The organism is Burkholderia sp. Tr-20355, assembly GCF_017104685.1.
Classification (GTDB): Bacteria; Pseudomonadota; Gammaproteobacteria; order Burkholderiales; family Burkholderiaceae; genus Burkholderia; species Burkholderia seminalis.
On record NZ_JAAGPK010000419.1, the window covers coordinates 1 to 256 of the forward strand.

Here is a 256-nt window from a genome sequence, read left to right on the forward strand (position 1 = left end):
GTGTGGCTGGTCGTCCTCTCAGACCAGCTACTGATCGTCGCCTTGGTAGGCCTTTACCCCACCAACTAGCTAATCAGCCATCGGCCAACCCTATAGCGCGAGGCCCGAAGGTCCCCCGCTTTCATCCGTAGATCGTATGCGGTATTAATCCGGCTTTCGCCGGGCTATCCCCCACTACAGGACATGTTCCGATGTATTACTCACCCGTTCGCCACTCGCCACCAGGTGCAAGCACCCGTGCTGCCGTTCGACTTGC

1 rRNA gene is annotated in these 256 nt (G+C 58.6%); it reads right to left on the reverse strand.

Annotated features, from left to right (window positions below):
* Positions 1-256: ribosomal RNA gene (locus G3N62_RS35735) — 16S ribosomal RNA — on the reverse strand; the annotation flags it as partial.